9 protein-coding genes and 2 pseudogenes are annotated in these 25,690 nt (G+C 64.3%); all 11 read left to right on the forward strand.

Translation table 11 applies throughout. The features are described from left to right. The first annotated feature begins 45 nt into the window (after positions 1 to 45). The 11 genes and pseudogenes from LN450_RS22460 (at position 46) to LN450_RS22510 (ending at position 25,201) form a co-directional block, all read left to right on the forward strand. Positions 46 to 2,835 (forward strand): methyl-accepting chemotaxis protein, encoded by a 2,790-nt coding sequence (locus tag LN450_RS22460; protein WP_041855046.1) that lies wholly within the window; start codon positions 46 to 48, stop codon positions 2,833 to 2,835. Between the two features lie 300 nt (positions 2,836 to 3,135). Further along, on the forward strand, positions 3,136 to 3,897 hold the full coding sequence (locus LN450_RS22465) for a transporter (protein ID WP_008577050.1): 762 nt from the start codon (positions 3,136 to 3,138) through the stop codon (positions 3,895 to 3,897). 13 nt (positions 3,898 to 3,910) lie between these two features. Next, positions 3,911 to 6,282, forward strand: a pseudogene (locus LN450_RS22470) (methyl-accepting chemotaxis protein). A gap of 221 nt (positions 6,283 to 6,503) precedes the next feature. Then, positions 6,504 to 8,762, forward strand: a complete 2,259-nt coding sequence (locus LN450_RS22475; protein WP_011347237.1) for a methyl-accepting chemotaxis protein — start codon at positions 6,504 to 6,506, stop codon at positions 8,760 to 8,762. A gap of 501 nt (positions 8,763 to 9,263) precedes the next feature. Then, positions 9,264 to 11,522, forward strand: coding sequence for a methyl-accepting chemotaxis protein (locus LN450_RS22480; RefSeq protein WP_011347235.1), 2,259 nt, complete (start codon positions 9,264 to 9,266; stop codon positions 11,520 to 11,522). A gap of 577 nt (positions 11,523 to 12,099) precedes the next feature. Beyond that, a complete protein-coding gene (locus tag LN450_RS22485; protein WP_039419297.1) occupies positions 12,100 to 14,211 on the forward strand; it encodes a methyl-accepting chemotaxis protein in 2,112 nt (703 codons plus the stop codon). A gap of 155 nt (positions 14,212 to 14,366) precedes the next feature. After that, positions 14,367 to 14,659, forward strand: a pseudogene (locus tag LN450_RS22490) (hypothetical protein). A gap of 193 nt (positions 14,660 to 14,852) precedes the next feature. After that, positions 14,853 to 17,102, forward strand: a complete 2,250-nt coding sequence (locus tag LN450_RS22495) for a methyl-accepting chemotaxis protein (RefSeq protein WP_011347232.1) — start codon at positions 14,853 to 14,855, stop codon at positions 17,100 to 17,102. 107 nt (positions 17,103 to 17,209) lie between these two features. Continuing rightward, positions 17,210 to 19,684 carry a methyl-accepting chemotaxis protein gene (locus LN450_RS22500; protein WP_011347231.1) on the forward strand — a complete coding sequence of 825 codons (2,475 nt, stop codon included), beginning with the start codon at positions 17,210 to 17,212 and terminating at the stop codon, positions 19,682 to 19,684. Between the two features lie 586 nt (positions 19,685 to 20,270). Then, positions 20,271 to 22,532, forward strand: coding sequence for a methyl-accepting chemotaxis protein (locus LN450_RS22505; RefSeq protein WP_011347230.1), 2,262 nt, complete (start codon positions 20,271 to 20,273; stop codon positions 22,530 to 22,532). Positions 22,533 to 22,939: 407 nt separating this feature from the next. Continuing rightward, complete coding sequence (locus tag LN450_RS22510) at positions 22,940 to 25,201, forward strand: methyl-accepting chemotaxis protein (RefSeq protein WP_039419209.1); 2,262 nt, start codon at positions 22,940 to 22,942, stop codon at positions 25,199 to 25,201. Positions 25,202 to 25,690 lie beyond the last annotated feature (489 nt).

Raw genomic sequence — 25,690 nt, forward strand, 5'->3', positions numbered from 1 at the left:
CGGGTTGTCTTCTCCCTTTTCCTTTTTCCTTCCGCGGCTACGCCCATGACCTCGCCTTCCACCCACTCACGTTTCAGCGGACGCCTGGCGTACCGCCTGATGTTCGGTACGGCAGTCATTGCGTCGCTGTGTTTCGGTTTGACCGCAGCCATCACCTATTGGCAAAGCAGTCGCGCATTGAGCGCCTCTGCGCAGGCCACGATGCAAAATGCCGCGCGCTACCAGGCCGAGCAGATCGGCAGCGAGCTTGGCCAGGCGTTGACGACCGGCCAATCGCTGGCCACCACCTTGCTGGTGCAACGCGCCAATGGCGGCATCAGCCGCGACAGCGCCGCGGCGGTGGTGCACGACCAATTGCTGGACCACCCCGAGTGGGTCGGCATGGGCACCTTGTGGGAGCCGCAGGCCTTCGATGGCAACGACAGCGCATTTGCCAATGCCAAGGGCCACGACGCCACCGGCCGCTTCATGACCTACTGGGGACGCAGTGACCAGACACTGGTCCGCGAGCCGCTCACCGATTACGAAACCCCCGGCCTGGGCGACTGGAATCTGAAACCGCGTGCACTGCTGCGGCAGACCGTGGCCGAACCCTACGATTACAAGATCGGCGGCAAGACCGTGCTGATGACCACCTTGTCCACGCCGATCCTGCAGGACGGCAAGTATCTGGGCGCGGTCACCGTGGACGTGGCACTGGCGGCATTGCAGCAGCGCCTTGGCGCCTTGCGCCCGATGCAGGACGGTTATGTCGAACTGCTCTCGCCTGCCGGCGTGGTGCTGGCATCGCACGACACCACGCGCATCGGCAAGCAGGTCACCGACGCACGCCACCGCACCATGCTGGAGGCGATCAAGGCCGGCAAGGACGCGTTGGATTTCACCCCCGATGCAGACGGCGCAGTCAGCGCCTACGTTCCGCTACAGATCGGCAAGGCGCAGGAGCGCTTCGCGCTGGGCGTGGTGGTGCCGTATGCCACGATCATGCAGCAGGCGCATCACCTGCTGTGGACCATCCTTGCCGTCGGCCTTGGCTCGGCGCTGGTGCTCAGCGTGGCGCTGTTTGCGCTGCTGCGTCGCCAGGTGGTGCGGCCGCTGGAGGCCGCTGCGCACGTGGCCGATGCGATCGCCTCGGGCAAGCTGGACAACCAGATCGCCGTGCAGCGCCAGGACGAAGTGGGCCGCCTGATGGGCGCCATGCAACGCATGCAGAGCGACCTGCGCGAGCGCATCGAGCGCGATGCGCAGGTGGCCAACGAAAACCTGCGCATCCGCACCGCGCTGGAACATTCGGAAATGGAAGTGTTGCTGGCCGACGAACAGCACAACGCGGTGTTCATCACCCAGGCGCTGCACACCTCGTTCAAGCAGGGCGAGCCCGCCTTTCATGCCAAGGGCCAGACCGGCTTCAGTGCCGATGCGGTGGTCGGCAAGCCGATGGACTACGTGTTCGGCAACGATGGCGAAGGCGCCGCGCGTACGCAGCGTCTGCGGCAGCTGCAGTCCACCACCACCGAGCGCTACCGCTTCGGGCCGGTGACGCTGGATCTGACCATGACCCCGCTGTATGCCCCCGATGGCCGTCGTAGCGGCAGCATGCTGCTGTGGCGCAATATCAGTGCCGAAGTCAGCACCCAGCAGGAAGTGGCCGAGCTGGTGCAGTCCGCCTTGATGGGCGATTTCGGCCAGCGCCTGGCGCTGGACGACAAGCATGGGTTCTATCTGGAATTCGGCCGGCAGCTCAATGGCCTGCTGGAAACCACTTCGCTGAGCCTGGAGCGGATTTCCAGCCTGCTCAGTGCGCTGGCCGAAGGCGACCTCACCGTACGCATGGACGGCGACTTCCAGGGCGTGTTCGCCCGCATGCGCGACGATGCCAACGCCACGGTGGCGCAGCTCACCGGCATTGTCTCCGGCATTCAGACCTCGGCCACGCAGATCAGCGCAGCCGCCAGCGAAATTGCTGCCGGCAACAACGATCTTTCCCAGCGCACCGAACAACAGGCCGCCAATCTGGAAGAAACCGCGGCCTCGATGGAGGAACTCACCTCCACCGTCAAACAGAATGCCGAGCATGCGCGTCAGGCCAACCAGCTGGCCATCGGCGCAGCCGACGTGGCATCGCATGGCGGTTCGGTGGTGGCGCAGGTCGTCACCACGATGTCGGGCATCGAGACCTCGTCCAAGAAGATCGCCGAGATCATCAGCGTCATCGACGGGATCGCGTTCCAGACCAATATCCTGGCCTTGAATGCCGCCGTGGAAGCGGCGCGTGCCGGCGAACAGGGCCGCGGATTTGCCGTGGTCGCCTCCGAGGTGCGCACGCTGGCGCAACGTTCGGCCGGTGCTGCCAAGGAGATCAAGCACCTGATCGACGATTCGGTGAGCAAGGTGGAACAAGGCTCGTCGCTGGTGCATCAGGCCGGCACCACCATGAGCGAGATCGTCGCCAGCGTGCAGCGCGTCACCGACATCATGGGCGAAATCTCCGCCGCCTCGCAGGAGCAGTCGTCCGGCATCGAGCAGGTCAACCTCACCGTGACGCAGATGGATGAAGCCACGCAGCAGAATGCCGCGCTGGTGGAAGAAGCCACTGCCGCAGCGCGTGCGATGGAAGAACAGGCCGGCCAGCTGACCGAGGCGGTGGCGGTCTTCAAGCTCAATCATGCGGTCAAGCCCGTGCTGGCTGCGTCCACCGTCAAACCAGCGGTGCGCGCGGTGGTCACCACCAAGCCGGCAGCCGCCCGCGGCAAGCGCGTGGCGACACTGCTGCCTCGCTCCGTGGGCAAGTCCTTCGGCACTGCCGGTCACGACAGCCAGTGGCAGGATTTCTAACCGCCCTGCGCGCAGTGGAGTGCAAGCGAACACAAGCGTAATCGCACGCACGCAGCGTTACTTGCATTCCACAACTGCATCCCGCACGGCGCGTCATCGGCGCGCTGTGCATGCCCTGCCACTTCCGCTCGTCCGACGCGCATCAAGAATCATGCAGCGTTGCCGTTAGTGTGGATGACATCGACTGCCTGCGCCACACCGCAGCAGCCGGTCCAGCAGTGCATGCGTGCTGTCGCGACCAACGCAGCCAGCGCATGCATCCGGATAGTTGTTTCCGCAGGTCGCCACGCAAGGGATGCCATGAAGCCGTCTGTTATCGCCAGCTGTTTTGTGCTGTTGGGTGTGATGGGTCATGCCCGCGCTGAAGACCCGATCGCGACCGACCGCCCCGATTTCGTGGAATCCAGCCTCACTGTCGGCGACCGCCGCGTGCAGGTGGAAACCAGCGTCGCGTGGGAACGCGATGACGCGGTGGATGCGTATTCCACACCCACCCTACTGCGCTACGGCCTGGGCCAGACCTGGGAACTGCGGCTGGAAACCGATGGCTGGCAGCGCATCGACCTGCCCGGCGATGCGCAGGTGAGCGGCATGTCCGACGTCTCGCTCGGCATCAAGCATCACCTGGCCAGCTCCGACGATGGCAAGACCTCGCTGGCCTGGTTGCTGCATGTGGATCTGCCCAGCGGCGCGCAGGCGTTGCGCGGCCATGGTGCACGCCCCTCGTTCCGGCTGGTGGCCGAATGGGAGCTCAGCGACAGCATTTCCGCCGGCATGATGCCCGGAGTGATCTGGGACGACGATGGCCAGGGCAATCGATATACCGCCGGCATCTTCGGTGCCGTTCTCGGCAAGGCCTGGAACGACCGCGTGCGCTCGTTCGTCGAAGTGGCGTTGCCGCAGATCGCCAACAGCGACGATGGCGGCACCGTGGCCCTGCTCGATGTCGGCTCGGCCTGGCTGCTGAGCAACGACGTCCAACTGGACGCTGTCTACAGCCGCGGACTCAACGACCGCTCACCGGATCACGCGCTCGGCGTGGGCCTGTCTTTCCGCTTCTGACACGGGTTGCACCATGAAGATCATGCACATGCTGGGCGTCCTGGTGCTGGTGGCCGCATTGGCGCTGCTCGCCTTGGGCGGCGTGGGCTATAACGGCCAACGCGGCCTGCTCGATGCGATTGCCGCACAGGTCATCTCCTCCGATGCGCTGCGCAACCATATGCAGGCGGACATGATGCACGACGCCCTGCGCGGCGATGTCACCGCCGCGTTGCTTGCTGACTCCACGAAAGACGATAAAGCCGTGTCGGCCGCGCGCAGCGCATTGGGCGAACACGCCGGCGAATTCCGCGAGTCGCTGGCAGCCAACCGCAAACTGCCGCTGGCCCCCGCATTGCGCGCCGATCTGGACGCGGTGACGCCGGCGCTGCAGGCCTATATCGCATCCGCCGACCAGGTGGTGAAGGCTGCCGAAACGCATGCGGACAGCGCAGCGGCCTACGCGGATTTCAACGACAAGTTCGGCCAGCTTGAAACCCGCATGGGCGCCATCAGCGAGCGCATCCTGGCCTTGAACGAGGCCAGCCGCCGCCAGGCCGAGCAATACAGCCACCGCGTGATGTGGCAGCAGGGTAGCGCCGTGGTGCTGGCATTCGTGTGCCTGGCGCTGGCGGCCGGCTGGATTCTGCGCTCGGTATTCGGCCTGCTTGGCGGCGACCGCAACTGGCCATGGCGGCCGCGCAACACATCGCCGAAGGCCGCCTGGACCAACCGATCCCGGTCGCCGCAAAGCACAGCCGCAGCCTGATGGCCGCATTGGCGCGCATGCAGCGCGACCTGCGCGAGCGCCTGGAGCGCGAGCGCAGCATCGCAGCCGAAAACCTGCGCATCCGCACCGCACTGGATAACGCTTCCACCGGCATGTACATCGCCGACCCGGACCTCACCATCATCTACACCAATAGTGCGCTGCAAAACCTGCTGCACACCTACGCAGACGATATCCAGGCCTGTGCGCCCGCGTTCAATCGCACCGCCAACCTGGTCGGCCAACCGGTCTCGCTGCTGGAAGTGGGCAACGCACAGGACGCGGAGATCTATCAGCGTCTGGACCGCCAGGGCGCTGCCCAGCGCGAGGTGCAGTACCGCAGCACCTGCATCGCACAGAACGTTTCGGCAATTCGCGACGAGGCCGGCGCGCATCTGGGCTTTGTCCGCGAGTGGCGCGACCGCACGGCCGAGGCGCGCGTGGAAATCGACGTTGCCGACGTGGTGCGTAGCGCCGCTGCCGGCGATCTTTCCAAGCGCATCGACAGTACCGGGAAACAAGGCTTTTTCCTGCAACTGGCGCAACAGCTCAATGCCTTGCTCGATGCCAACGCGGTCAGCATCGCCGAAGTGTCGCGCCTGCTGAGCGCGCTGGCCGACGGCGACCTGAGTGCGCGCATGCAGGGCCAATTCCATGGCGTTTTCGCCACGATGCGCGACGACGCCAATACCACCGCCGAGCAACTGGCGCTGGTGATCGGGCGTATCCAGCAGGCCGCCGGCAGCATTCATACCGCCTCCAGCGAAATTGCCGCCGGCAACAACGACCTGTCGCAGCGCACCGAACAACAAGCGGCCAATCTGGAAGAGACTGCCGCCTCGATGGAAGAGCTCACCTCCACCGTCAAACAGAATGCGGAAAGCGCACGCCAGGCCAACCAGTTGGCGATCGGTGCGGCTGGTGTGGCTTCGCAGGGCGGCGCGGTGGTGGCGCAGGTGGTCACCACCATGTCCGGCATCGAAGTCTCATCGAAAAAGATCGCCGAGATCATCAGCGTGATCGACGGCATCGCGTTCCAGACCAACATCCTGGCGCTCAACGCCGCCGTGGAAGCGGCGCGCGCCGGCGAGCAGGGCCGCGGTTTCGCAGTGGTCGCCTCCGAGGTGCGCACGCTGGCGCAGCGGTCGGCCGGTGCCGCGAAAGAGATCAAACATCTGATCGACGATTCGGTGAGCAAGGTCGCCGAGGGCTCGCAGCTGGTCCATCAGGCCGGCACCACCATGGCCGATATCGTCGCCAGCGTGCAGCGCGTCACCGACATCATGGGCGAGATCGCTGCCGCGTCGCAGGACCAGTCGTCGGGTATCGAGCAGGTCAACCTCACCATCACCCAGATGGATGAGGCGACCCAGCAGAACGCCGCATTGGTGGAAGAAGCCACTGCCGCTGCGCGCACCATGGAGGACCAGGCCAGCCAGCTGGCGCACGCAGTGTCGCGCTTTACCCTGGCCGATGCGCCGCAGGCGCAGGCTGCAATGCCTGTGGCCACAACGCCCGCCGTGGTCGCCGTTGCCCGGGCAAGCAAGCCCAGCAGGCGTGCGCCGAGCGCTCGCAAGCCGGCAGTGAACGCGTCCGCGGCCACCGCCGGCAACGACAGCCAGTGGCAGGACTTCTGAGCAAGACCGGTGCGCGACGGCGGCCCGGATCTGGCGCCGTGACGCAGAGCGCTGTTTAGCGGCCCTGCGGCTCGGCCACATCGCCGCGACAGCTGTATAGCGGCGTTTTCGCGTAATCGGCAGGCGTTTGCCTGCCCGTTAATACTTCACAACTAAAAAAGTTGGCGTTTCAGCCGTTAGCTTGCTGGATAACGCCGCTAGGCAATGCTTCGGAGCAAGTGATGAATAAGTTCAACGACTGGCCAATCCGCCGCAAACTCATGTTTGCCTTCTGTCTGAGTGCCGTGCTCACCGCGTTACTGGGCGGTTTGGGCTTTTCGCGCATGAAGCAGATGCAGAGCGAAACCACCTTGATCAACCAGGACGTGGTGCCGGTATTGAGCCGCCTGTCCGAGTTGCGCGATTTTGCCGGCGAATTCCGCGTCTACGAAGTGGGCCAGTTCCTCAATCTGGAAGACCCGGAGCGCTACGCGTATTTCTTCAAGCGCATGGATGAAATCCAGGCCAAGTACGCCGACACCCAGAAGCAGCTGGACGCCAAGATCGATGCGGCCTCGCCGTTGAAGGCCGAGTACGCCAGGCTCACCGATGCCAGCGCCCGCTATTTCGCCGCCAACCAGCAGCTGCGCAAGCTCTATGCAGAGCCCGACCGCGCCGCTGCGATGGAGTTTTCGCGCAAGCAATCGGGCGAGATCCGCAAGGAACTGTTCGCCTCGGTGGACAAGCTGTATGCACAGCAGTCCAAGGCGCTGGGCGACATGGTGACTGCCAGCGCCAGCTCGTTCAAGCTGACCAGCGCGGTGCTGCTGATCGGCACCTTGCTGATGGCCGCCCTGTCGGTGACCTTCGGTTGGTTGATCGCGCGCAGCATCACCAGCCCGCTTGCCAAGGCGCTGGGCGCCATCCAGGCGGTCTCGCGTGGCGATCTGGGCGTGCAGGTCGGCAAGACCAGCAAGGACGAGATCGGCCAGATGCTGGAGGCCACCGGTGGCATGACCCAGATGCTGCGCCGTTTCTCCGACGAAACCGCGCGCATGTCGCACCTGCATGCTGCCGAAGACATCACCCACCGCATGCCGGAAGATTTCCCCGGCGTGTACGGCAACCTTGCCACCGGCATCAACACGATGATCTTCGAGCATCTCGACGCCATCATCGATGCGGTGCGCATCCTCAATCAATATGCCCAGGGCGACCTGAGCGAAGATGCGCGTCGCCTGCCGGCCAGCCGCGCGGTGCTGCATGAAGCGATGGATGCGGCCAAGGCCAGCTTGTTGTCGATCAACACCGAGATCAAGCACCTGGCACAGGCGGCCGCCTCCGGCGATTTCAGTGCGCGTGGCGATGCGCAGCGCTTCAAGTACGACTTCGCCGTGATGGTGTCGGATCTGAACTCGATGATGGAAGTCAGCGACCGCAACCTGGGCAAGCTGTCGCAGCTGCTCGGCGCCGTGGCCGAGGGCGACCTGACCGCGCGCATGGACGGGCAATTCCACGGCGTGTTCGCACGGCTGCGCGACGACGCCAACGCGACCACCCAGCGCCTGACCGACATCGTGGGCCGCATCAAGCACTCCACCCTGGCGATCAACACGGCCGCCGGCGAGATTGCCGCCGGCAACAACGACCTGTCGCAACGCACCGAGCAGCAGGCGGCCAACCTGGAAGAAACCGCCGCTTCGATGGAAGAGCTCACCTCCACCGTCAAGCAGAACGCCGAGCACGCGCGTCAGGCCAACCAGCTGGCCATCGGCGCGGCAGGCGTGGCATCGCACGGCGGCAACGTGGTTGGCCAGGTGGTCACCACCATGTCCGGCATCGAAACCTCGTCCAAGAAGATTGCCGAAATCATCAGCGTCATCGACGGCATCGCGTTCCAGACCAACATCCTGGCCTTGAATGCCGCGGTGGAAGCGGCGCGTGCCGGCGAGCAGGGCCGTGGCTTTGCCGTGGTGGCCTCGGAAGTACGCACGCTGGCGCAGCGTTCGGCCGGTGCAGCGAAGGAGATCAAGGGCCTGATCGACGACTCGGTGAGCAAGGTGGCCGAAGGCTCGGCACTGGTGAATCAGGCCGGCAGCACCATGGCCGAGATCGTCTCCTCGGTGCAGCGTGTCACCGACATCATGAGCGAAATCTCTGCCGCCTCGCAGGAGCAGTCGGCCGGCATCGAGCAGGTCAACCAGACCGTCACCCACATGGACGAGGCCACCCAGCAAAACGCCGCGTTGGTGGAAGAAGCCACCGCCGCCGCACGCTCGATGGAAGAGCAGGCGCAGCAACTCACCGAAGCGGTAGCGCTGTTCCGCCTCTCGGCCGAACTGGAAGCGGTCACCCGCGCAACGCCGGTGGTACGCCAGATCGCCGCCAAGCGCCCGGTGGCGGCCAGCACGCCTGCCACCAAACCGCATGCCGCGCGTCCGGCGGGCCGCGCCGCAGTGGCAATGGCGCCGTCCAACGAATCCGACTGGTCCGAGTTCTAAGCGCGCGAGACGGCTGCGCTCACCGCCAAGTGGGCGCGACCTGTGCCGGGTCTGGCAAATACTACGTAGGTATGCGGATCCTGAAGTCGGTCTCCGAGTGTTGGACTATTCGCCATGTTGTACGGTCGTTAAATCAGCCGCATGGCCTTGAAATGGCAACTGTTATCGAAGCCGCGCCCTCAAAAAGCGCGGCTTTCATTTTGGCGCACTGTCGAAAACAGACTCTTCAGTACGATTCAATATAATATTTGGATAAATTTCATATTTGAATTAAATTTTTACTGTAGAGCTCGCATTGCCAACCATAATCCACAGGGAAAACTCCGACAGAATAAAAATTTATTTCACAAGCCTAACTTGAGTTATATTTTTTTTGATATCGAGGTATTCAGTAGATGCTCTCAAGCGCCGTTATTGGGCATAGCGAGACGTCAGACTGCACTCGACTGGCGTTTCCGCATCGCTCGCTTTTATCGCGCAACGCTTGCCAGGAACCCTGTCATGACCTCACTTCTTCAACGTTACAACGTCGGCCCACGTCTAGCGGCCGCCTTCGCTGTGCTGATTGTGCTGTCGGGCCTGATCGCCTTGATCGGTTATCGCGGATTGACGTCAGCACGTGCTTTGGTCGACGGCATCGTGAACCAGAACATGGCGAAGATTCGCCTGTCCAACGACATGATGAACGCCAATTTCATTATCGGCACGCAGCTGCGCAATCTGGTATTGCCTACCAGCGATGAAGAGAATCGCCAGTTCGTCGCCAAGATCCAGTCTGCGCGTGCCGACTACAACAAAGCGCGCGAAGCGTTGTATGCCATGCCGGCCTCGGAGCAAGGCAAGATCCTGCGTGCAGAGATCGATGCGCGCCGCGCCGAAGTCAAGGGTTTGAATGACAAGGTCATGGATCTGGTGATGACCGGTCACAGCGACGAGGCACTTCCTTTTCTGCTGAACAAGGCGGCGCCCGCCATGCAGGTCTGGCAGGACAAAATTGCCGAAAACATTGCCCTGCAGGAAAAGCAGGCAGCCGATGCATCGGCTGTCGCATTCAAGTCCATGGACGACTCGCGCAAGCTGCTGATCGGCGGCTCGCTGCTGGTCGTGCTGCTGAGCGGCGCACTGGGCGTGCTGATCACCCGTAGCCTGACCCAGCCGTTGAGCCGCGCGACCCGCGCCGCCGAATCCATCGCCGGCGGCCAGCTGGATAACGACGTCGACACCCAGTTCAACGACGAGGCCGGGCGCCTGCTCAAGGCGATGAGCAAGATGCAACAGCAGTTGCGCAATCTGCTCAGCGCGCAGACCGACATGGCCCGTCGCCATGATGAAGGCCAGATCAGCTTCCGCATCGATGCCGAGGCGTTCCCAGGCGAATACGGACGCATGGCCAGCGATACCAACAATCTGGTCGCATCGCATATCGCGGTGAAGTTGAAGCTTGCGCAGATCATGGGCCGCTACGCCATCGGCGATCTCAGCGAGGACATGGACAAGCTGCCCGGCGAAAAGGCCGTGCTCACCGACACCATGGCGCAGGTCAAATCCAACCTGTCGGCGATGAATACCGAGATCAAGCACCTGGCGACATCGGCGGCCAATGGCGACTTCAGCGCCCGCGGCGATGCCGAGCGTTTCCAGTACGACTTCCGCGTGATGGTGGACAGCCTCAACACCTTGATGTCTACCGCCGACGGCAACCTGCAATCGCTCTCTGGCTTGTTGCAGTCGATCGCTGCCGGCGACCTCACCGCCCGCATGAGCGGTGAATTCCACGGCGTGTTTGCGCAGATGCGCGACGATGCCAATGCCACTGCCACGCAGCTGGCCGAGATCGTCAGCGGCATCAAGGCCTCGGCCACGTCGATCAGGGGTGCGGCAAGCGAAATCGCCGCCGGCAATCAGGACCTGTCCCAGCGCACCGAGCAGCAGGCTGCCAACCTGGAAGAAACCGCTGCCTCGATGGAAGAGCTCACCTCCACCGTCAAGCAGAACGCCGAAAGCGCACGCCAGGCCAACCAGCTCGCCATCGGCGCGGCCAGCGTGGCCTCGCAGGGCGGCGAGATCGTCAGCAAGGTGGTCGGCACCATGAGCGGGATCGAAGCCTCGTCCAAGAAGATCGCCGACATCATTTCCGTCATCGACGGCATCGCGTTCCAGACCAATATCCTGGCCTTGAACGCGGCAGTGGAAGCCGCACGCGCCGGCGAACAGGGCCGTGGCTTTGCGGTCGTGGCTTCGGAAGTGCGCACCCTGGCGCAGCGCTCTTCGGGCGCGGCGAAGGAGATCAAGGACCTGATCGACGACTCCGTGCAGCGGGTGGCCGAAGGCTCGGTACTGGTACACAGCGCCGGCACCACCATGGGCGAGATCGTGGCCAGCGTGCAGCGCGTCACCGACATCATGGGCGAGATTTCCGCGGCCTCGCAGGAGCAGTCTGCCGGGATCGAGCAGGTCAACCAGACCGTGACAAGCATGGACGAAACCACCCAGCAGAACGCTGCGCTGGTGGAAGAAGCCACCGCTGCAGCACGCGCAATGGAAGAACAAGCCCAGCAACTGACCGAAGCGGTGGCACTGTTCCGTCTGTCGGCGGACATGGAAACGGTGACCCGCACCGCGCCGGCGGTGCGCCAGATTGCCGCCAAGCGTCCGGTTGCGGTGAGCAAGCCTGCAATCAAGCCGCCTGTCGCGCGCCCGACGGCACGCGCCGCTGTCGCGTCGGTCGCAAACGACGCGTCCAATTGGGCCGAGTTCTAATACCGGCCCCGGGGCTGCACCTGGACACCGCGCTCGCCGGCGAGCGCGGTGTTTTTTTATGGGCAGTGCTTCTGGCGCCAGGCGCATTGCCGGGCATCACATGCGTCGCGGCAGCACGGCCGCATGGGGCTTGCGCACACACAAAAAACCTCCGGTGGCGCCTGCACTGACGCCCCGCCCCGGCTTTGCATGCGCTTGATCAGACCGGGGTGCCATCGCCAACAGCCCGCATCGGCAGAGCCCGCTTTTTTCGAACATAAATGCCATCGAAATTGCGTGACGAATGCGTGACGAAACTCTTCAGTCGAGAGTGGTTGCGCCGCTAGCTATGTCAGCAACGAGGCACGCCTGCGAGCGCGAAAACGCCTCACTGCACTGCGCCACCACACGGCCGATCACGGGGGGCCGAACGGATGGCTCCCACTACTCAGATTGTTACCAGCTCAAGGCACATTCGATGAAACAGCTAAGTCTTTCGACACAACTTGCACTGGGTTTCGGCACAGTTGTTCTTGTGCTCTTGATCGTCGCAACGGTAGGCCTACGTGGGCAGTCCCAGCTGTCGGACGCGGTGGCCATGAACGACCACACCTATCAGGTCATCGGCACCGGCCGCGCCATGTCCATTGCCACGGTCAACATCGAGACGGGCGCGCGCGGCTTTATGCTGTCCGGGCAGGACCAGCATCTCACGCCGTACAACAACGGCAAGGTGCAGTTCGAACAGGAATTCACCAACGCCAAGACCTTGACCGCCGACAACCCGGTGCAGCAGGAACGCCTGCAGCGCCTGCATGCGGCGTATGAGCAGTTCTTGCGCTTTGAGGACAACCTGATCGCGCTGCGCGGCAAAAGCAGTGATACAGAGCTGTCCGCACTGCTGACGCAATTCAAGGCCGGCCATGAACGTGCGGCGATGGGCCAGATCCGTCAGCTGCTGGTCGACTTCGAAGCGCAGGAAAACGAATTGCTGGTCAAGCGCAGCGCAACCTTGAAGGCCGCCAAGGCCAGCAGCCGTTGGTCGATGATCATCGGCAGCGGCGTCGCGGTGCTGGTGGCGCTGGCCAGCGGCTGGCTGATCCGTCGTCGCCTGATCAATCGCCTGGGTGAGGCCTCGCACGTGGCCGATTCGATTGCCGCCGGCAACGTGCCCATCAGCGTGGACAGCAGCGGCACCGACGAGACTGGTCGCCTGCTCGCCAGCATGAGCAAGATGCAGCAGCAGTTGCAGAAAGTCTTGCACGGCCAGCAGGAAATGAAGCGCCGGCACGATCAGGGCGAGCTGAACTTCCGCCTGGACGAAGCAGCGTTTCCTGGCGACTACGCCACCATCGTGCGCGGCAACAACGACCTGGCCGCCTCGCATGTGGCCGTGATGATGCGGTTGGCGCAGATCATGGGCCAATACGCTGTCGGCGACCTGCGCGAAGACATGGAAGCCCTGCCCGGCGACAAGGCCGTGCTCAGCGACACCATGGCCAAGGTCAAGGGCAACCTGTCTTCGGTCAATCACGCCATCAAGCACCTTTCCCAATGCGCCGCCAATGGCGACTTCAGCGCCCGCGGCGATGCCGAGAATTTCCAGCACGACTTCCGGGTGATGGTGGAAAGCCTCAACACCTTGATGGCCACTGCCGACGGCAACCTGCAATCCCTCTCGGGCTTGTTGCAGTCGATCGCTGCCGGTGACCTCACCGCCCGCATGAGCGGCGAGTTCCATGGCGTGTTTGCACAGATGCGCGACGATGCCAATGCCACCGCCGTGCAGCTGGCCGAAATCGTCACCGGCATCAAGGCGTCGGCCATCTCGATCAAGGCCGCTGCCAGCGAGATCGCTGCCGGCAACAGCGACCTGTCGCAGCGTACCGAACAGCAGGCTGCCAGCCTGGAAGAAACGGCCGCCTCGATGGAAGAGCTCACCTCCACCGTCAAGCAGAACGCCGAAAGCGCACGCCAGGCCAACCAGCTCGCCATCGGCGCGGCCAGCGTGGCCACCCAGGGCGGTGAGATCGCCGGCCAGGTGGTCGAAACCATGGCCGGCATCGAGGCCTCGTCCAAGAAGATCGCCGATATCATCTCCGTCATCGACGGCATCGCCTTCCAGACCAATATCCTGGCCTTGAACGCGGCGGTGGAAGCGGCACGTGCCGGCGAGCAAGGCCGCGGCTTCGCCGTGGTGGCTTCCGAAGTGCGCACGCTGGCGCAGCGCTCTTCCGGCGCCGCCAAGGAGATCAAGGACCTGATCGCCGACTCGGTCGAACGTGTGGCCGCCGGTTCGGTGCTGGTCAATACCGCTGGCAGGACCATGGGCGAGCTGGTGACCAGCGTGCAGCGGGTCACCGACATCATGGGCGAGATCTCTGCAGCCTCGCAGGAACAGTCGGCCGGCATCGAACAGGTCAACCAGACCGTCACCCAGATGGACGAAACCACCCAACAGAACGCCGCGCTGGTGGAAGAAGCCACTGCCGCCGCGCGCGCGCTGGAAGAACAGGCGGTCGGATTGACCGAGGCCGTGGCGGTCTTCAAGACCGAGCAAGGCACCACCAGCACGGTCCGCACGGCATCCGTCGCCAAGGCGGCGCCGGCCGTGCGCGCCAAGCTGACCTCGATCGGCGGCAGCGCGGCCGCCAAGCCGCGCGCGGTTGCTGCATCGACGACCGTCGACACCAGCTGGCAGGAGTTCTGATCAGCACGCACTGGCATCGGTGGGAGTGCTCACCGATGCCATGCGCCAGGCAGCCGCTCCACACATCAGTCATTGCAACACGCAGGGCCCGAGCCAGCACATGCAACCCGCATGCGCTAGCTCGGGCCCTTATGCATTGATGGGCGCCGCTGGCGATGGGCCAGACTGCTGCGGCCTGGAAGGCGTCGACAGCCAGCGCGAACCGCCAGGGCGACACGCGCCTGCAGCCGGCACGCGTCGGCTGACTTGCCCCTTTCTGATCGGCCCTTCCCCAAAGACCCACTGGAACATCAGCCGCAAGGTGGCATTGGCGCCCCGACCGGCGTGCATGTCGAGCGCCCTTCCCTTCGCGCGCGCTCATCGCTGCTGCACCTCGCCCGGCAGGGCCTTGCATCGGCAAGCGTCGCTGCCCGCTTCCGTGAACGATGCCAGCTATAACAAACGCTAAATAGCGAGCTCAAGTATACGACCAGGTCGCCGCTACCTGCCCTGCAATCGGGACGGAGCCGACGCGCGCCAGCAGCGCCAGCGCCAGGCGTCGTGCGGCCGACCTAGCTTGCAGCGGGTGCCGACCGTGATCGCGAGGCCGCCGCCGTTGCCTCCAAGCGCCTCCCTCTCCTCCTTCCCGGCAGGTATGTTTCATGATCGGCTTTCTCCAACGCTATAACGTCGGTACCCGCCTTTCCGCAGCGTTCGGCTTTCTGATCCTGTTGTCCTGCGGCCTGGTGGTCGCGGGCCTGATGACCTTGGCGCAAGCGCGCGGGCGCATGGATTCGATCGTCAAGCGCAACATGACGATCCTGGAATATGTCGGCGAGATGCGCAGCGCCAGTGCGGACATTGCAGTCAACCTGCGCAACATCGTGCTGCCGACCACGCAGGAAGAGAACATCGGCTTCGCAAAAATCGTCGAGCAGCAGCGGCAGTACTACAGCGACATCCACGACAAGCTGTACGCCATCCCGCCGTCCGACGCCAATGGTGCGGCAATGCGTCGGCAAATCGATCTTGCCCGCGAAAAGGCGCGTGTCGCCAATCAGCAGGTGCTGGACCTAGGCATGAACGGCAAGCCCGACCAGGCGCTCAGGGCGCTGATGCAGCAGGCCGCACCGGCAAACCAGCAATGGCAGGACGCGCTCAATGCATATGCCGCACGCCAGCGCAGCCGTGGCGCGGCGGCCTATGCCGATGCAAACACCGCGATGGATCGTGGCCGGGCATTGCTGATCGCCGGCGGCCTTGCGGTGATCTTGGTCAGCAGCCTGCTGGCCTGGTGGATCACCCGCAGCCTGACCCAGCCGTTGAGCCGTGCCACCCGTGCCGCCGAGGCCATCGCCGAAGGTCGCCTGGACAGCGACGTGCACACCACCGCCACCGACGAGCCCGGCCGGCTGCTCAGCGCCATGGCCAGGATGCAGACGCAGTTGCAGCGTTTCTCCGGCGAAACCACGCGGATGATCGCGCTGCACGCCGACAAGGACATGACGCACCGCATGCCGCAGGACTTCCCCGGCGTGTACGGAGAGCTGAGCAAGGGCATCAACACGATGATGTTCGAGCACCTGGACGCCATCGTCGATGCCATCGAAGTGCTCAACGAATACGCCCGCGGCGATCTGCGCCGCGATGCACGGCGCCTGCCGGGCAGCCGCGCGGTGCTGCACGAATCGATGGATGCTGCCAAGGCCAGCCTGCTGGCGATCAATACCGAGATCAAGCGCCTGGCCAGCGCGGCTGCGGCCGGCGACTTCAGCGCACGCGGCGATGCGCAGCGGTTCGAGCACGATTTCCTGCGCATGGTGCAGGACCTCAACGCGATGATGGAGGTCAGCGACACCAGCCTGGTCACCTTGTCGTCGGTGTTGCAGTCGATCGCCGCCGGCGATCTCACCGCCCGCATGCACGGCAACTTCCACGGTGTATTCGCCAAGATGCGCGACGACGCCAACGCCACCACCGAGCAGCTCACGCGCATCGTGGTGCGGATCCAGGGCGCGGCCGGCAACATCAGCGCAGCCACCGGCGAAATCGCCGCCGGCAACCAGGACCTGTCCCAGCGCACCGAACAACAGGCCGCCAACCTGGAAGAAACCGCTGCCTCGATGGAAGAGCTCACCTCCACCGTCAAGCAGAATGCCGAAAGCGCACGCCAGGCCAACCAGCTTGCCATCGGCGCCGCCCGCGTTGCAGCGCAAGGCGGGCAGATCGCCAGCAAGGTGGTCGAGACGATGAGCGGAATCGAGTCTTCGTCCAGGAAGATCGCCGACATCATCAGCGTCATCAATGGCATCTCGTTCCAGACCAACATCCTGGCGCTCAACGCCGCGGTGGAGGCGGCGCGCGCCGGCGAACAAGGCCGCGGCTTTGCCGTGGTGGCCAGCGAAGTGCGTACGCTTGCGCAGCGCTCCACCGCAGCGGCCAAGGAGATCAAGAGCCTGATCGACGATTCGGTGCAGCGCGTGGCCGAAGGCTCGCTGCTGGTGCACAGCGCCGGCACCACCATGGCCGAAATCGTGACCAGCGTGCAGCGCGTCACCGACATCATGGGCGAGATCTCCGCGGCCTCGCAGGAGCAGTCGTCGGGCATCGAGCAGGTCAACCAGACGGTCACCCAGATGGACGAAACCACCCAGCAGAACGCCGCGCTGGTGGAAGAAGCCACTGCCGCCGCACGCGCGCTGGAAGAACAGGCGCTCGGATTGACCGAGGCCGTGGCGGTCTTCAAGACCGACAGCAGTGATGCATCGCAGGCATCGCGTGCAGCCTCACGACGCCCGGCAGCAGCGCCCGCGCTTTCGGCCAGGGCGGCGGCAGCCGGCCGCGCCCCTGCCGCCACGCTGCGCGCCGTCGTCGCTGCGCCCAGCAACGACAGCAGCTGGCAGGAGTTCTGAACAGATCGCCAGCACTGACTGAACCGGACGGGTCGGCAGCGCTGCCGACCCGTTAAAGGCGTACACGTCGTTAGCCGATAGCCTGCTTACATCCATGAGACGCATCAATGACCACCTCACCCACGCTGTCGCCGCAGACCATTCCCGCTTTGCCACGCCGCTGGACCAGCCGTTGGGACGACCTGGCCATCGCCAGGAAACTCGGCATCATCGGCGTGCTTGCGTTGGTGGGGCTGGTCATTCCGGTGCTGCTCTATAGCGGCAAGCTCAATGAAAGCGTCGCCATCAGTAGCAACGAATTGCGCAGCTACGCGCCGCTTGGCCAAATGCTGGGCCTGATCACCGACCTGCACGCAGCCCATGTGGATAGCGGCAGCGCCGCCAAAGACGCCGCGCAGCGCGCCGAGCGCGATCTCGCCCAGCTGCTCGCCACCACGGCCGGCATGCCCGGCTTCGAACGCAGCCAGAAGCAATTGCTGGCCTTGCAGCAGCGCCATGTTGCCGGTGCCGCCGCAGAAGGCTACGCCGCCGTGAGCGAGCAGGCCTTCGCCGCGCTCGATGCATTGCGCGACGACAGCCAGCTGGTCTACACCCCGTACATCGAGAGCTACCACCTGGTGGTGTCCACGCTGATCTACAGCCCCGAGACCACCGAATCGCTGACCCGTCTGGACGCCGCCAGCGACCCCTCGCAGGCGGGCGACAGCCGCGCCATGCTGCGCGAGCAGCTCGATCAACTTGACCGAAACCATGTGCGTTTCCGCCATGAACTGGACAAGGCGATGGGCTTGTTGGAACAGCCCGACCCTGCGCTGGCCGATGCCGCCAAGGCCGAAGCGACCCAGGCAAGCGCCGCACTGGCTGCACTGGGGTCCGCCCTGGACGGCAGCGATGCCAAGGCAGACGCACAGTGGAATGCCGCACTCGATGCGCTGGGCCAGACCATGCGGGACCTCAGCAACGTGTCCCTGCAAGCGCTGCAGCGGCAATCCGAACGTCACCTGGTCGACGCACGCAACGCGATGTGGCAAGCGATCGCCGGCCTATCGGTGCTGGCGCTGCTGATCGCCGCGCTGTGCTGGTACACCTTGTCGCGCCTGACCCGCAATGTGCGCCGCGCCGCGACGGTGGCCGCCAATATCGCGCAGGGTCGGCTGGACGATCAGGTCAGTGCCGCCGGCCGCGACGAAACCGGTCAATTGCTCGACACCATGCGCCAGATGCAAGGGCAACTGCAGCGCGTGCTCAGCGCGCAAAGCGAAATGGCGCAGCGCCACGATGCCGGCCAGATCAGCTACCGCATGCAGGCAGACAGTTTCCCCGGTGCCTACGCCACCATGGTGCACGACACCAACGCGCTGGTGGGCTCGCACATTGCGGTCAAGATGAAGCTTGCGCAGATCATGTCGCGCTATGCCATCGGCGACCTGAGCCAGGACATGGAGCGCCTGCCTGGCGAAAAGGCCGTGCTCACCGACACCATGGATACCGTCAAGGCCAACCTGTCGGCGATGAACAGCCAGATCAAGCTGCTTGCGCAGGCCGCAGCCAATGGCGATTTCAGCGTACGCGGCGACGCACAGCGCTTCCAGTACGATTTCCGCGCGATGGTGGACAGCCTCAATCACTTGATGGCCACCGCCGATGCGAATCTGCACGCGCTCTCGACGGTGTTGCAGGCGATTGCGGCGGGCGACCTCACCGCCCGCATGCACGGCGATTTCCATGGCGTGTTCGCGCGCATGCGCGACGACGCCAATACCACCGTGACCCAGCTGGCCAATATCGTCGGGCGCATCCAGCAGTCCACCAATGCCATCAACGATGCCGCCAGCGAAATTGCCACCGGCAATCAGGACCTGTCGCAGCGCACCGAACAGCAAGCGGCCAATCTGGAGGAAACCGCTGCCTCGATGGAAGAACTCACCTCCACCGTGCGCAACAACGCCGAGCATGCGCGCCGCGCGAACCAGCTGGTGGTCGGTGCGGCCACGGTCGCCTCGCAAGGCGGTGCGGTGGTGGGTGAGGTGGTGGGCACCATGGCCGGCATCCAGACTGCATCCAAGAAGATCGCCGACATCATCAGCGTCATCGACGGCATCGCCTTCCAGACCAATATCCTGGCCTTGAACGCGGCGGTGGAAGCGGCACGCGCGGGCGAACAAGGCCGTGGCTTTGCGGTGGTGGCCAGTGAAGTGCGCACGCTGGCGCAACGCTCGGCCGGTGCGGCAAAAGAGATCAAGCACCTGATCGAGGACTCGGTCAGCCGCGTCGAACACGGCAGCCAGCTGGTGGGCCAGGCCGGTCGCACCATGCAGGACATCGTCGATTCGGTGCAGAACGTCACCACCATCATGCATGAGATCAGCGAGGCCTCGCAGCAGCAGTCGCAAGGCATCGAACAGGTTGGCCAGACCGTCGCGCAGATGGACCAGGCCACCCAGCAGAACGCCGCGCTGGTGGAAGAAGCCACCGCCGCCGCCCGGTCGATGGAAGAACAGGCGCAGCAATTGCGCGATGCGGTCTCGGTGTTCCAGTTGCAGGCCGGGTCTGCGCATCGCCGCCTGGGCCACGCTGCCTGAGGCAACGCCTGGCGATCGACCGGCCCCTGGGACGCTGCGCGCACGCCTGCGTCCCACCTTGGTCACTGCCCGCTGCCTGCATCGGTCAGGCACCGGCGCAACGGCCGCACATCCTCAACGTGTACGCGCTTCGCCCAGTGCGATCGGCAGAGCGCTATTGCCAGCGCGCAGGCGTCGAGCGGCCCTGCGCGGGCGCAGATCCAAGCCACACATGCCAAACCGCCCTGGATCCAGACGCCTGCTGGGCTGTCAGGCCTGTGAGCAGGAAGTGAAGGCGCGATCTTTCAGAGCCCCAGGAATGCCCCGTTTGACAGGCATTTCCAGGCGGTTGTGCACACCAGGCTCACCTCGGTGACGCCAACCCATACGCGTCCGGGCTAGCGAGTTCAGCAGCACCGACAGGGCGCCGTTACCAACCTCAAGCACGTGTACCTGCCCTGCAATCGCTGGCGTTGCGACCTTTTGATGTCGCAACGATCGATGGATCGGTTCGACGCATGCCCGCATCGGCGCCACCAGCGTACCCAGTACGCCTCCCCGCCCTGCGCACTGCCCCTTTCCTGCCCATCGCCCTCGAGATCCCAACATGATTGCTCTTCTTCAACGCTACAACGTCGGCAAGCGCCTGGGCTTCGCCTTCGGCACGCTGATCCTGCTGTCCTGCGCCCTGGTCGTCGCTGGCCTGTATACGCTGGCGCAGGCGCGCCAAAGCCTGGATACGCTCGCTAATCGCAACATGGTGATCGTCCAGCGGCTGCAGGAAATGAACAACGCGGTGTCGGTCATTGCCGTGCAGCTGCGCAACATCGTATTGCCGACGCCAGACGAAGAAAATCAACACTTCGTGGCGATCATCCAAGAGCAGCGCCGCATCTACAAGGAAGCACACGACAAGCTCTACACCTTCTCGGCAACGCCTGTAGCTCAGGCGCTACGTGAGAGGATCGATGCCAACAACCAGGCCGCCCGCGCGCTCAACCAGCAGGTGATCGACCTGGACCTGGCCGGCAAAACCGACGAAGCGATGCCCTTGCTGTTGCAGCGTGCCGCACCGGCCACGCAGGCATGGCAGGACGCGCTGCTGGAGTATTCGGCGTTGCAGCGCCAACGTGCCCAGGAAGCCAATGCGCTGGCCACCACGGCGATGGCCCGCGGGCGAGCCATGTTGATTGGTGGCGGCCTGGCGGTGGTGCTGATCAGCGGCTTGCTGGCATGGCTGATCACCCGCAGCCTGGTGGTTCCGCTGACGCGCGCCACGCGCGCGGCCGAAGCCATTGCCCAAGGCAACCTGGACAACGACGTCAGCGCGAACTCCAACGACGAGACCGGTCGCCTGTTGCATGCCATGGACAACATGCAGGGCCAGCTGCGCAATCTGATTGCCGCACAGCTGGGCATGGCCAAGCGCCATGAAGAAGGCCAGATCAGCTTCCGCATGGATGCCGGCGCGTTCCCTGGCGATTTCGGCCGCATGGCCAATGACACCAACGAATTGGTGGCCGCGCACATCAAGGTGAAGATGCAGACCATCCATCTGATCGAGCGTTATGCCATCGGCGACCTGTCCGAAGACATGCAGCAGTTGCCCGGCGAGAAGGCGGCCATCACCGCGGCAATGAACCAGGTCAAGCACAACCTGTCGACCATGAACACCGAAATCAAGCAGCTGGCGCAGGCTGCGGCCAGTGGCGACTTCACCGCGCGTGGCAATGCCGAGCAGTTCCAGTTCGATTTCCGCATCATGGTGGAAAGCCTCAACACCTTGATGGCCACCGCCGACGGCAACCTGCAATCGCTCTCTGGCTTGTTGCAGTCGATCGCTGCCGGCGACCTCACCGCGCGCATGAGTGGCCAATACCAGGGCGTGTTCGCGCAGATGCGCGACGACGCCAATGCCACCGCCGAACAACTGGCCAGCATCGTCGGCCGCATCCAGATCGCAGCCGACGCGATCGGCCTGGCCTCGGGCGAAATCGCTTCCGGTAACCAGGATCTGTCGCAGCGTACCGAACAGCAGGCCGCCAACCTGGAAGAAACCGCCGCCTCGATGGAAGAGCTCACCTCCACCGTCAAGCAGAACGCCGAGCACGCCAGCCAGGCCAACCAGCTCGCCATCGGCGCCGCTGCGGTGGCCTCGCAAGGCGGCGATGTGGTGGCCAAGGTGGTCACCACCATGTCCGACATCCAGGGCTCGTCCAGGAAGATCGCCGAGATCATCAGCGTCATCGACGGCATCGCATTCCAGACCAATATCCTGGCCTTGAATGCGGCGGTGGAAGCGGCGCGCGCCGGCGAACAGGGTCGCGGCTTCGCCGTGGTCGCCTCCGAGGTGCGCACGCTGGCGCAGCGTTCGGCCGGTGCTGCCAAGGAGATCAAGCACCTGATCGACGACTCGGTGGAAAAGGTCACGCAAGGCGCAACCCTGGTCGATCAGGCCGGCACCACCATGGCCGAGATCGTCGCCAGCGTGCAGCGCGTCACCAACATCATGGGCGAGATCTCCTCGGCTTCGCAGGAACAGTATGCGGGTATCGAGCAGGTCAACCAGACCGTCACCCAGATGGACGAAACCACCCAGCAGAACGCCGCGTTGGTGGAGGAAGCCACCGCCGCCGCACGCGCAATGGAAGAACAGGCGCAGCAGCTGACCGAAGCAGTGGCGGTCTTCAAGGTGGCTGCGCATGCACCGGTGGCGCGTCGGTTGTCGGCCATTGCCAGCGCACCGGCCAATGCCCGCTCCGCACCGCGCCCGGCAGCACGCGTCACCCCGGTGGCCGCATCGCCGCGTCGCAGCACGACGGCCAACGCCGCATCGGCCGCTGATGTAGCCGATTGGCAGGAGTTCTGATCGCGAAGACGTTTTGATCGCGAAGACAGCAACGCCCCGGTGGTCGTCGCAAACGGCCATCGCGGCGACGCACGCACGCCGCGTCGAGCGCGCGGCCGGGATGGACCGCGTGTGCAACGCGTGAATCGCGACACATGCCGGTAACGCTTTCGATCGCGTGAACCTCTCGATCCGGCGATATTGGAAGGCTAAGACGCAGATTTTTCACTAATTATGAAACAAGGCAGCGCTCACCCACACGCGCCCATCACTTGTCTGAGAACGCGCTTTACCAGCTGGCATCCCACGCTCAATCGACTGCAGGACGCGCCGTTACCAAGGGCGTGATGACAAGCAGACGCGAGCGCAGCGCGCCTTGCTGGCCTGTCGACGCAACCGTATCCCATCCTTTTGAGCCGAGCGATCCCATGACCTCTCTTTTACTGCGTTTCAATGTCGGGCCGCGCCTGGCGGCCGCCTTCACTGTGCTGATCCTGCTGTCCGGGTTCATCGCCTTCATCGGCTACCGCGGGCTGAGTTCTGCACGTGCGCTGGTGGATGCCTTGGTGCACCAGAACATGACCAAGATCCGCCTCTCCAACGACATGATGAATGCCAACTACATCATTGCTGCCGAGTTACGCAACGTGGTGCTGCCGACCAGCGATGCGGACAATCTGAAATTCGTCGAGAAGATCAAGGCCGCGCGTGCCGACTATTCAAAAGCGCGCGAAGCCCTCTACGCCATGCCGGTCTCGCCGCAAGGCCAAATCATCCGGGACGACATCGATCGCCTCATTCCGCAAGTACGCGAATTGAACAATCAGATCATCGACCTGGTGATGTCCGGCCACAGCGACGAAGCCTTGCCGTTGCTGCTCACCAAAGCCGCACCCGCGCTGCAGCGGTGGCAGGACAAGATCGGCGAGAACATCGCCTTGCAGGACAAATTAGCTGCCGAAGCGGCTGCGGTGGCACTGCAATCGATGGACGATTCGCGCAAGTTGCTGATCGGCGGTTCGCTGATGGTGGTATTGCTGAGCGGCACCCTGGGCTTGCTGATCACCCGCAGCCTCACCCGGCCGCTGAGCCGCGCCACCCGCGCTGCCGAAGCGATTGCCGAGGGCAGGCTCGATAACGCCGTGCATAGCGATGCCAGCGACGAAACCGGGCGTCTGCTGCAGGCCATGGACAAGATGCAGTCGCAGGTGCGCAACCTCATTACCGCCCAGCTGGACATGGCCAAGCGCCACGATGCGGGCCAGGTGAGCTTCCGCATGGATGCCGGCGTGTTCCCCGGTGACTACGGCCGCATGGCCGGCGACACCAATGCGCTGGTCGACAGCCACATCCAGGTCACCGCGCGCCTGGCGCAGATCATGGGCCGCTATGCGATCGGCGACCTCAGCGACGACATGGACGCCCTGCCCGGCGAACAGGCCAAACTCACCGAGACCATGGCGCAGGTCAAACACAACCTGGCCGCGATGAATCGGCAGATCAAGCAGCTGGCACAGGCCGCCGCGGCCGGCGACTTCAGTGCTCGCGGCGACGCAGTGCAGTTCCAGTACGACTTCCGCATCATGGTCGAGAGCCTCAACCAGCTGATGGCCACTGCCGATGGCAGCCTGCAAGCGTTGTCGGGCATGTTGCAGGCCATTGCTGCGGGCGATCTCACTGCGCGCATGGATGGCCAATTCCAGGGTGTGTTTGCGCAGATGCGCGACGATGCCAATGCCACGGTGACGCAACTGGCCGGTATCGTCGGGCACATCCAGACCTCGGCGGTCTCGATCAATGCGGCTGCCAGCGAAATTGCCGCCGGCAACAACGACCTGTCGCAACGTACCGAACAGCAGGCCGCCAACCTGGAAGAAACCGCTGCCTCGATGGAAGAGCTCACCTCTACCGTCAAGCAGAATGCCGAGGGCGCACGCCAGGCCAATCAACTGGCGATCGGTGCGGCCAGCGTGGCGTCGCAAGGCGGCGAGGTCGTCGGCAAGGTCGTGGACACCATGGCGGGCATCCAGGCCTCGTCGAAGAAGATCGCCGACATCATCTCCGTCATCGACGGCATCGCGTTCCAGACCAATATCCTGGCCTTGAATGCGGCGGTGGAAGCGGCACGTGCCGGCGAGCAGGGCCGCGGCTTTGCCGTGGTGGCCAGTGAAGTGCGTACGCTGGCGCAGCGTTCCTCAGCCGCCGCCAAGGAGATCAAGGACCTGATCGGCGACTCGGTGCAGCGCGTCACCGACGGCTCGCAGCTGGTGGACCAGGCGGGCCGCACCATGGCCGAAATCGTCTCATCGGTGCAGCGCGTCACCGACATCATGGGCGAAATTTCCGCTGCCTCGCAGGAGCAATCGGCCGGCATCGAACAGGTCAACCTCACCGTCACGCAGATGGATGAGGCCACCCAACAGAACGCTGCCCTGGTGGAAGAAGCCACTGCCGCCGCGCGCGCGATGGAAGAACAGGCACAGCAACTCACCGAAGCGGTGGCGGTCTTCAAGGTCGATGCGAACGCACCGGTGGCACGCAAGTTGTCAGCCATCGCCAGCGCTGTGAGCCACCAGCGGCCGGCGACGCGCCCGGCTGCACGTGCCGCCGTGGCCGCGGCGACACCGCGGCGCGTGGCAGTGAGTGCAACCACGTCGACCGTTGGCGATGGCAATTGGCAGGAGTTTTAAGCGACGGCGCCGGAGCCCACCGGTCGCCGGCAGTGGCGGGCGACCGGCACCGCCAGCGGGATCGTTTTTAGTCGCGGTGGTGCATTCGGCCGCCGTACTCATCGTCAACCGGTCGCAGCTGCCGATGCGCGTTTCACGCAACACCGTTGTCCAGCAACACAGACGTTTCGAGAGCCTTTGATCCGCGCTCCGCAGATCTTGTGGGCCGCTTCCCTTGCGAGGGGAAGCGGCCCTTTTTTTTGCTGCCATCCCGGAGTAAGACCGACAGACCGCACCAGCGCTCTTCAGGCGAAGCGGTGCGTAGCAACCGAGGATGTGAGCCAATTCCGGCTCCGGCCATAACCGCCTGGCGACTGCGCAACCCTCGCATTGGTTGCCCAGGATGTTGCTCGGACGGGCGGCCGCAAGGCGCCATTTCGCCCGCCGTATGCGGCCCGTCGCCTCCCTCAAGGACACTTTTGGTTTCACCCAAAATTTACAATCGTCGGT

This window comes from Xanthomonas euvesicatoria pv. euvesicatoria, from assembly GCF_020880415.1.
GTDB lineage: Bacteria > Pseudomonadota > Gammaproteobacteria > Xanthomonadales > Xanthomonadaceae > Xanthomonas > Xanthomonas euvesicatoria.

Bases quoted from the DNA above. Each gene is read 5' to 3' on its own strand.
- LN450_RS22460 (WP_041855046.1), top strand. From the start codon at position 46: ATGACCTCGCCTTCCACCCACTCACGTTTCAGCGGACGCCTGGCGTAC.
- LN450_RS22465 (WP_008577050.1), top strand. From the start codon at position 3,136: ATGAAGCCGTCTGTTATCGCCAGCTGTTTTGTGCTGTTGGGTGTGATG.
- LN450_RS22475 (WP_011347237.1), top strand. From the start codon at position 6,504: ATGAATAAGTTCAACGACTGGCCAATCCGCCGCAAACTCATGTTTGCC.
- LN450_RS22480 (WP_011347235.1), top strand. From the start codon at position 9,264: ATGACCTCACTTCTTCAACGTTACAACGTCGGCCCACGTCTAGCGGCC.
- LN450_RS22485 (WP_039419297.1), top strand. From the start codon at position 12,100: ATGAACGACCACACCTATCAGGTCATCGGCACCGGCCGCGCCATGTCC.
- LN450_RS22495 (WP_011347232.1), top strand. From the start codon at position 14,853: ATGATCGGCTTTCTCCAACGCTATAACGTCGGTACCCGCCTTTCCGCA.
- LN450_RS22500 (WP_011347231.1), top strand. From the start codon at position 17,210: ATGACCACCTCACCCACGCTGTCGCCGCAGACCATTCCCGCTTTGCCA.
- LN450_RS22505 (WP_011347230.1), top strand. From the start codon at position 20,271: ATGATTGCTCTTCTTCAACGCTACAACGTCGGCAAGCGCCTGGGCTTC.
- LN450_RS22510 (WP_039419209.1), top strand. From the start codon at position 22,940: ATGACCTCTCTTTTACTGCGTTTCAATGTCGGGCCGCGCCTGGCGGCC.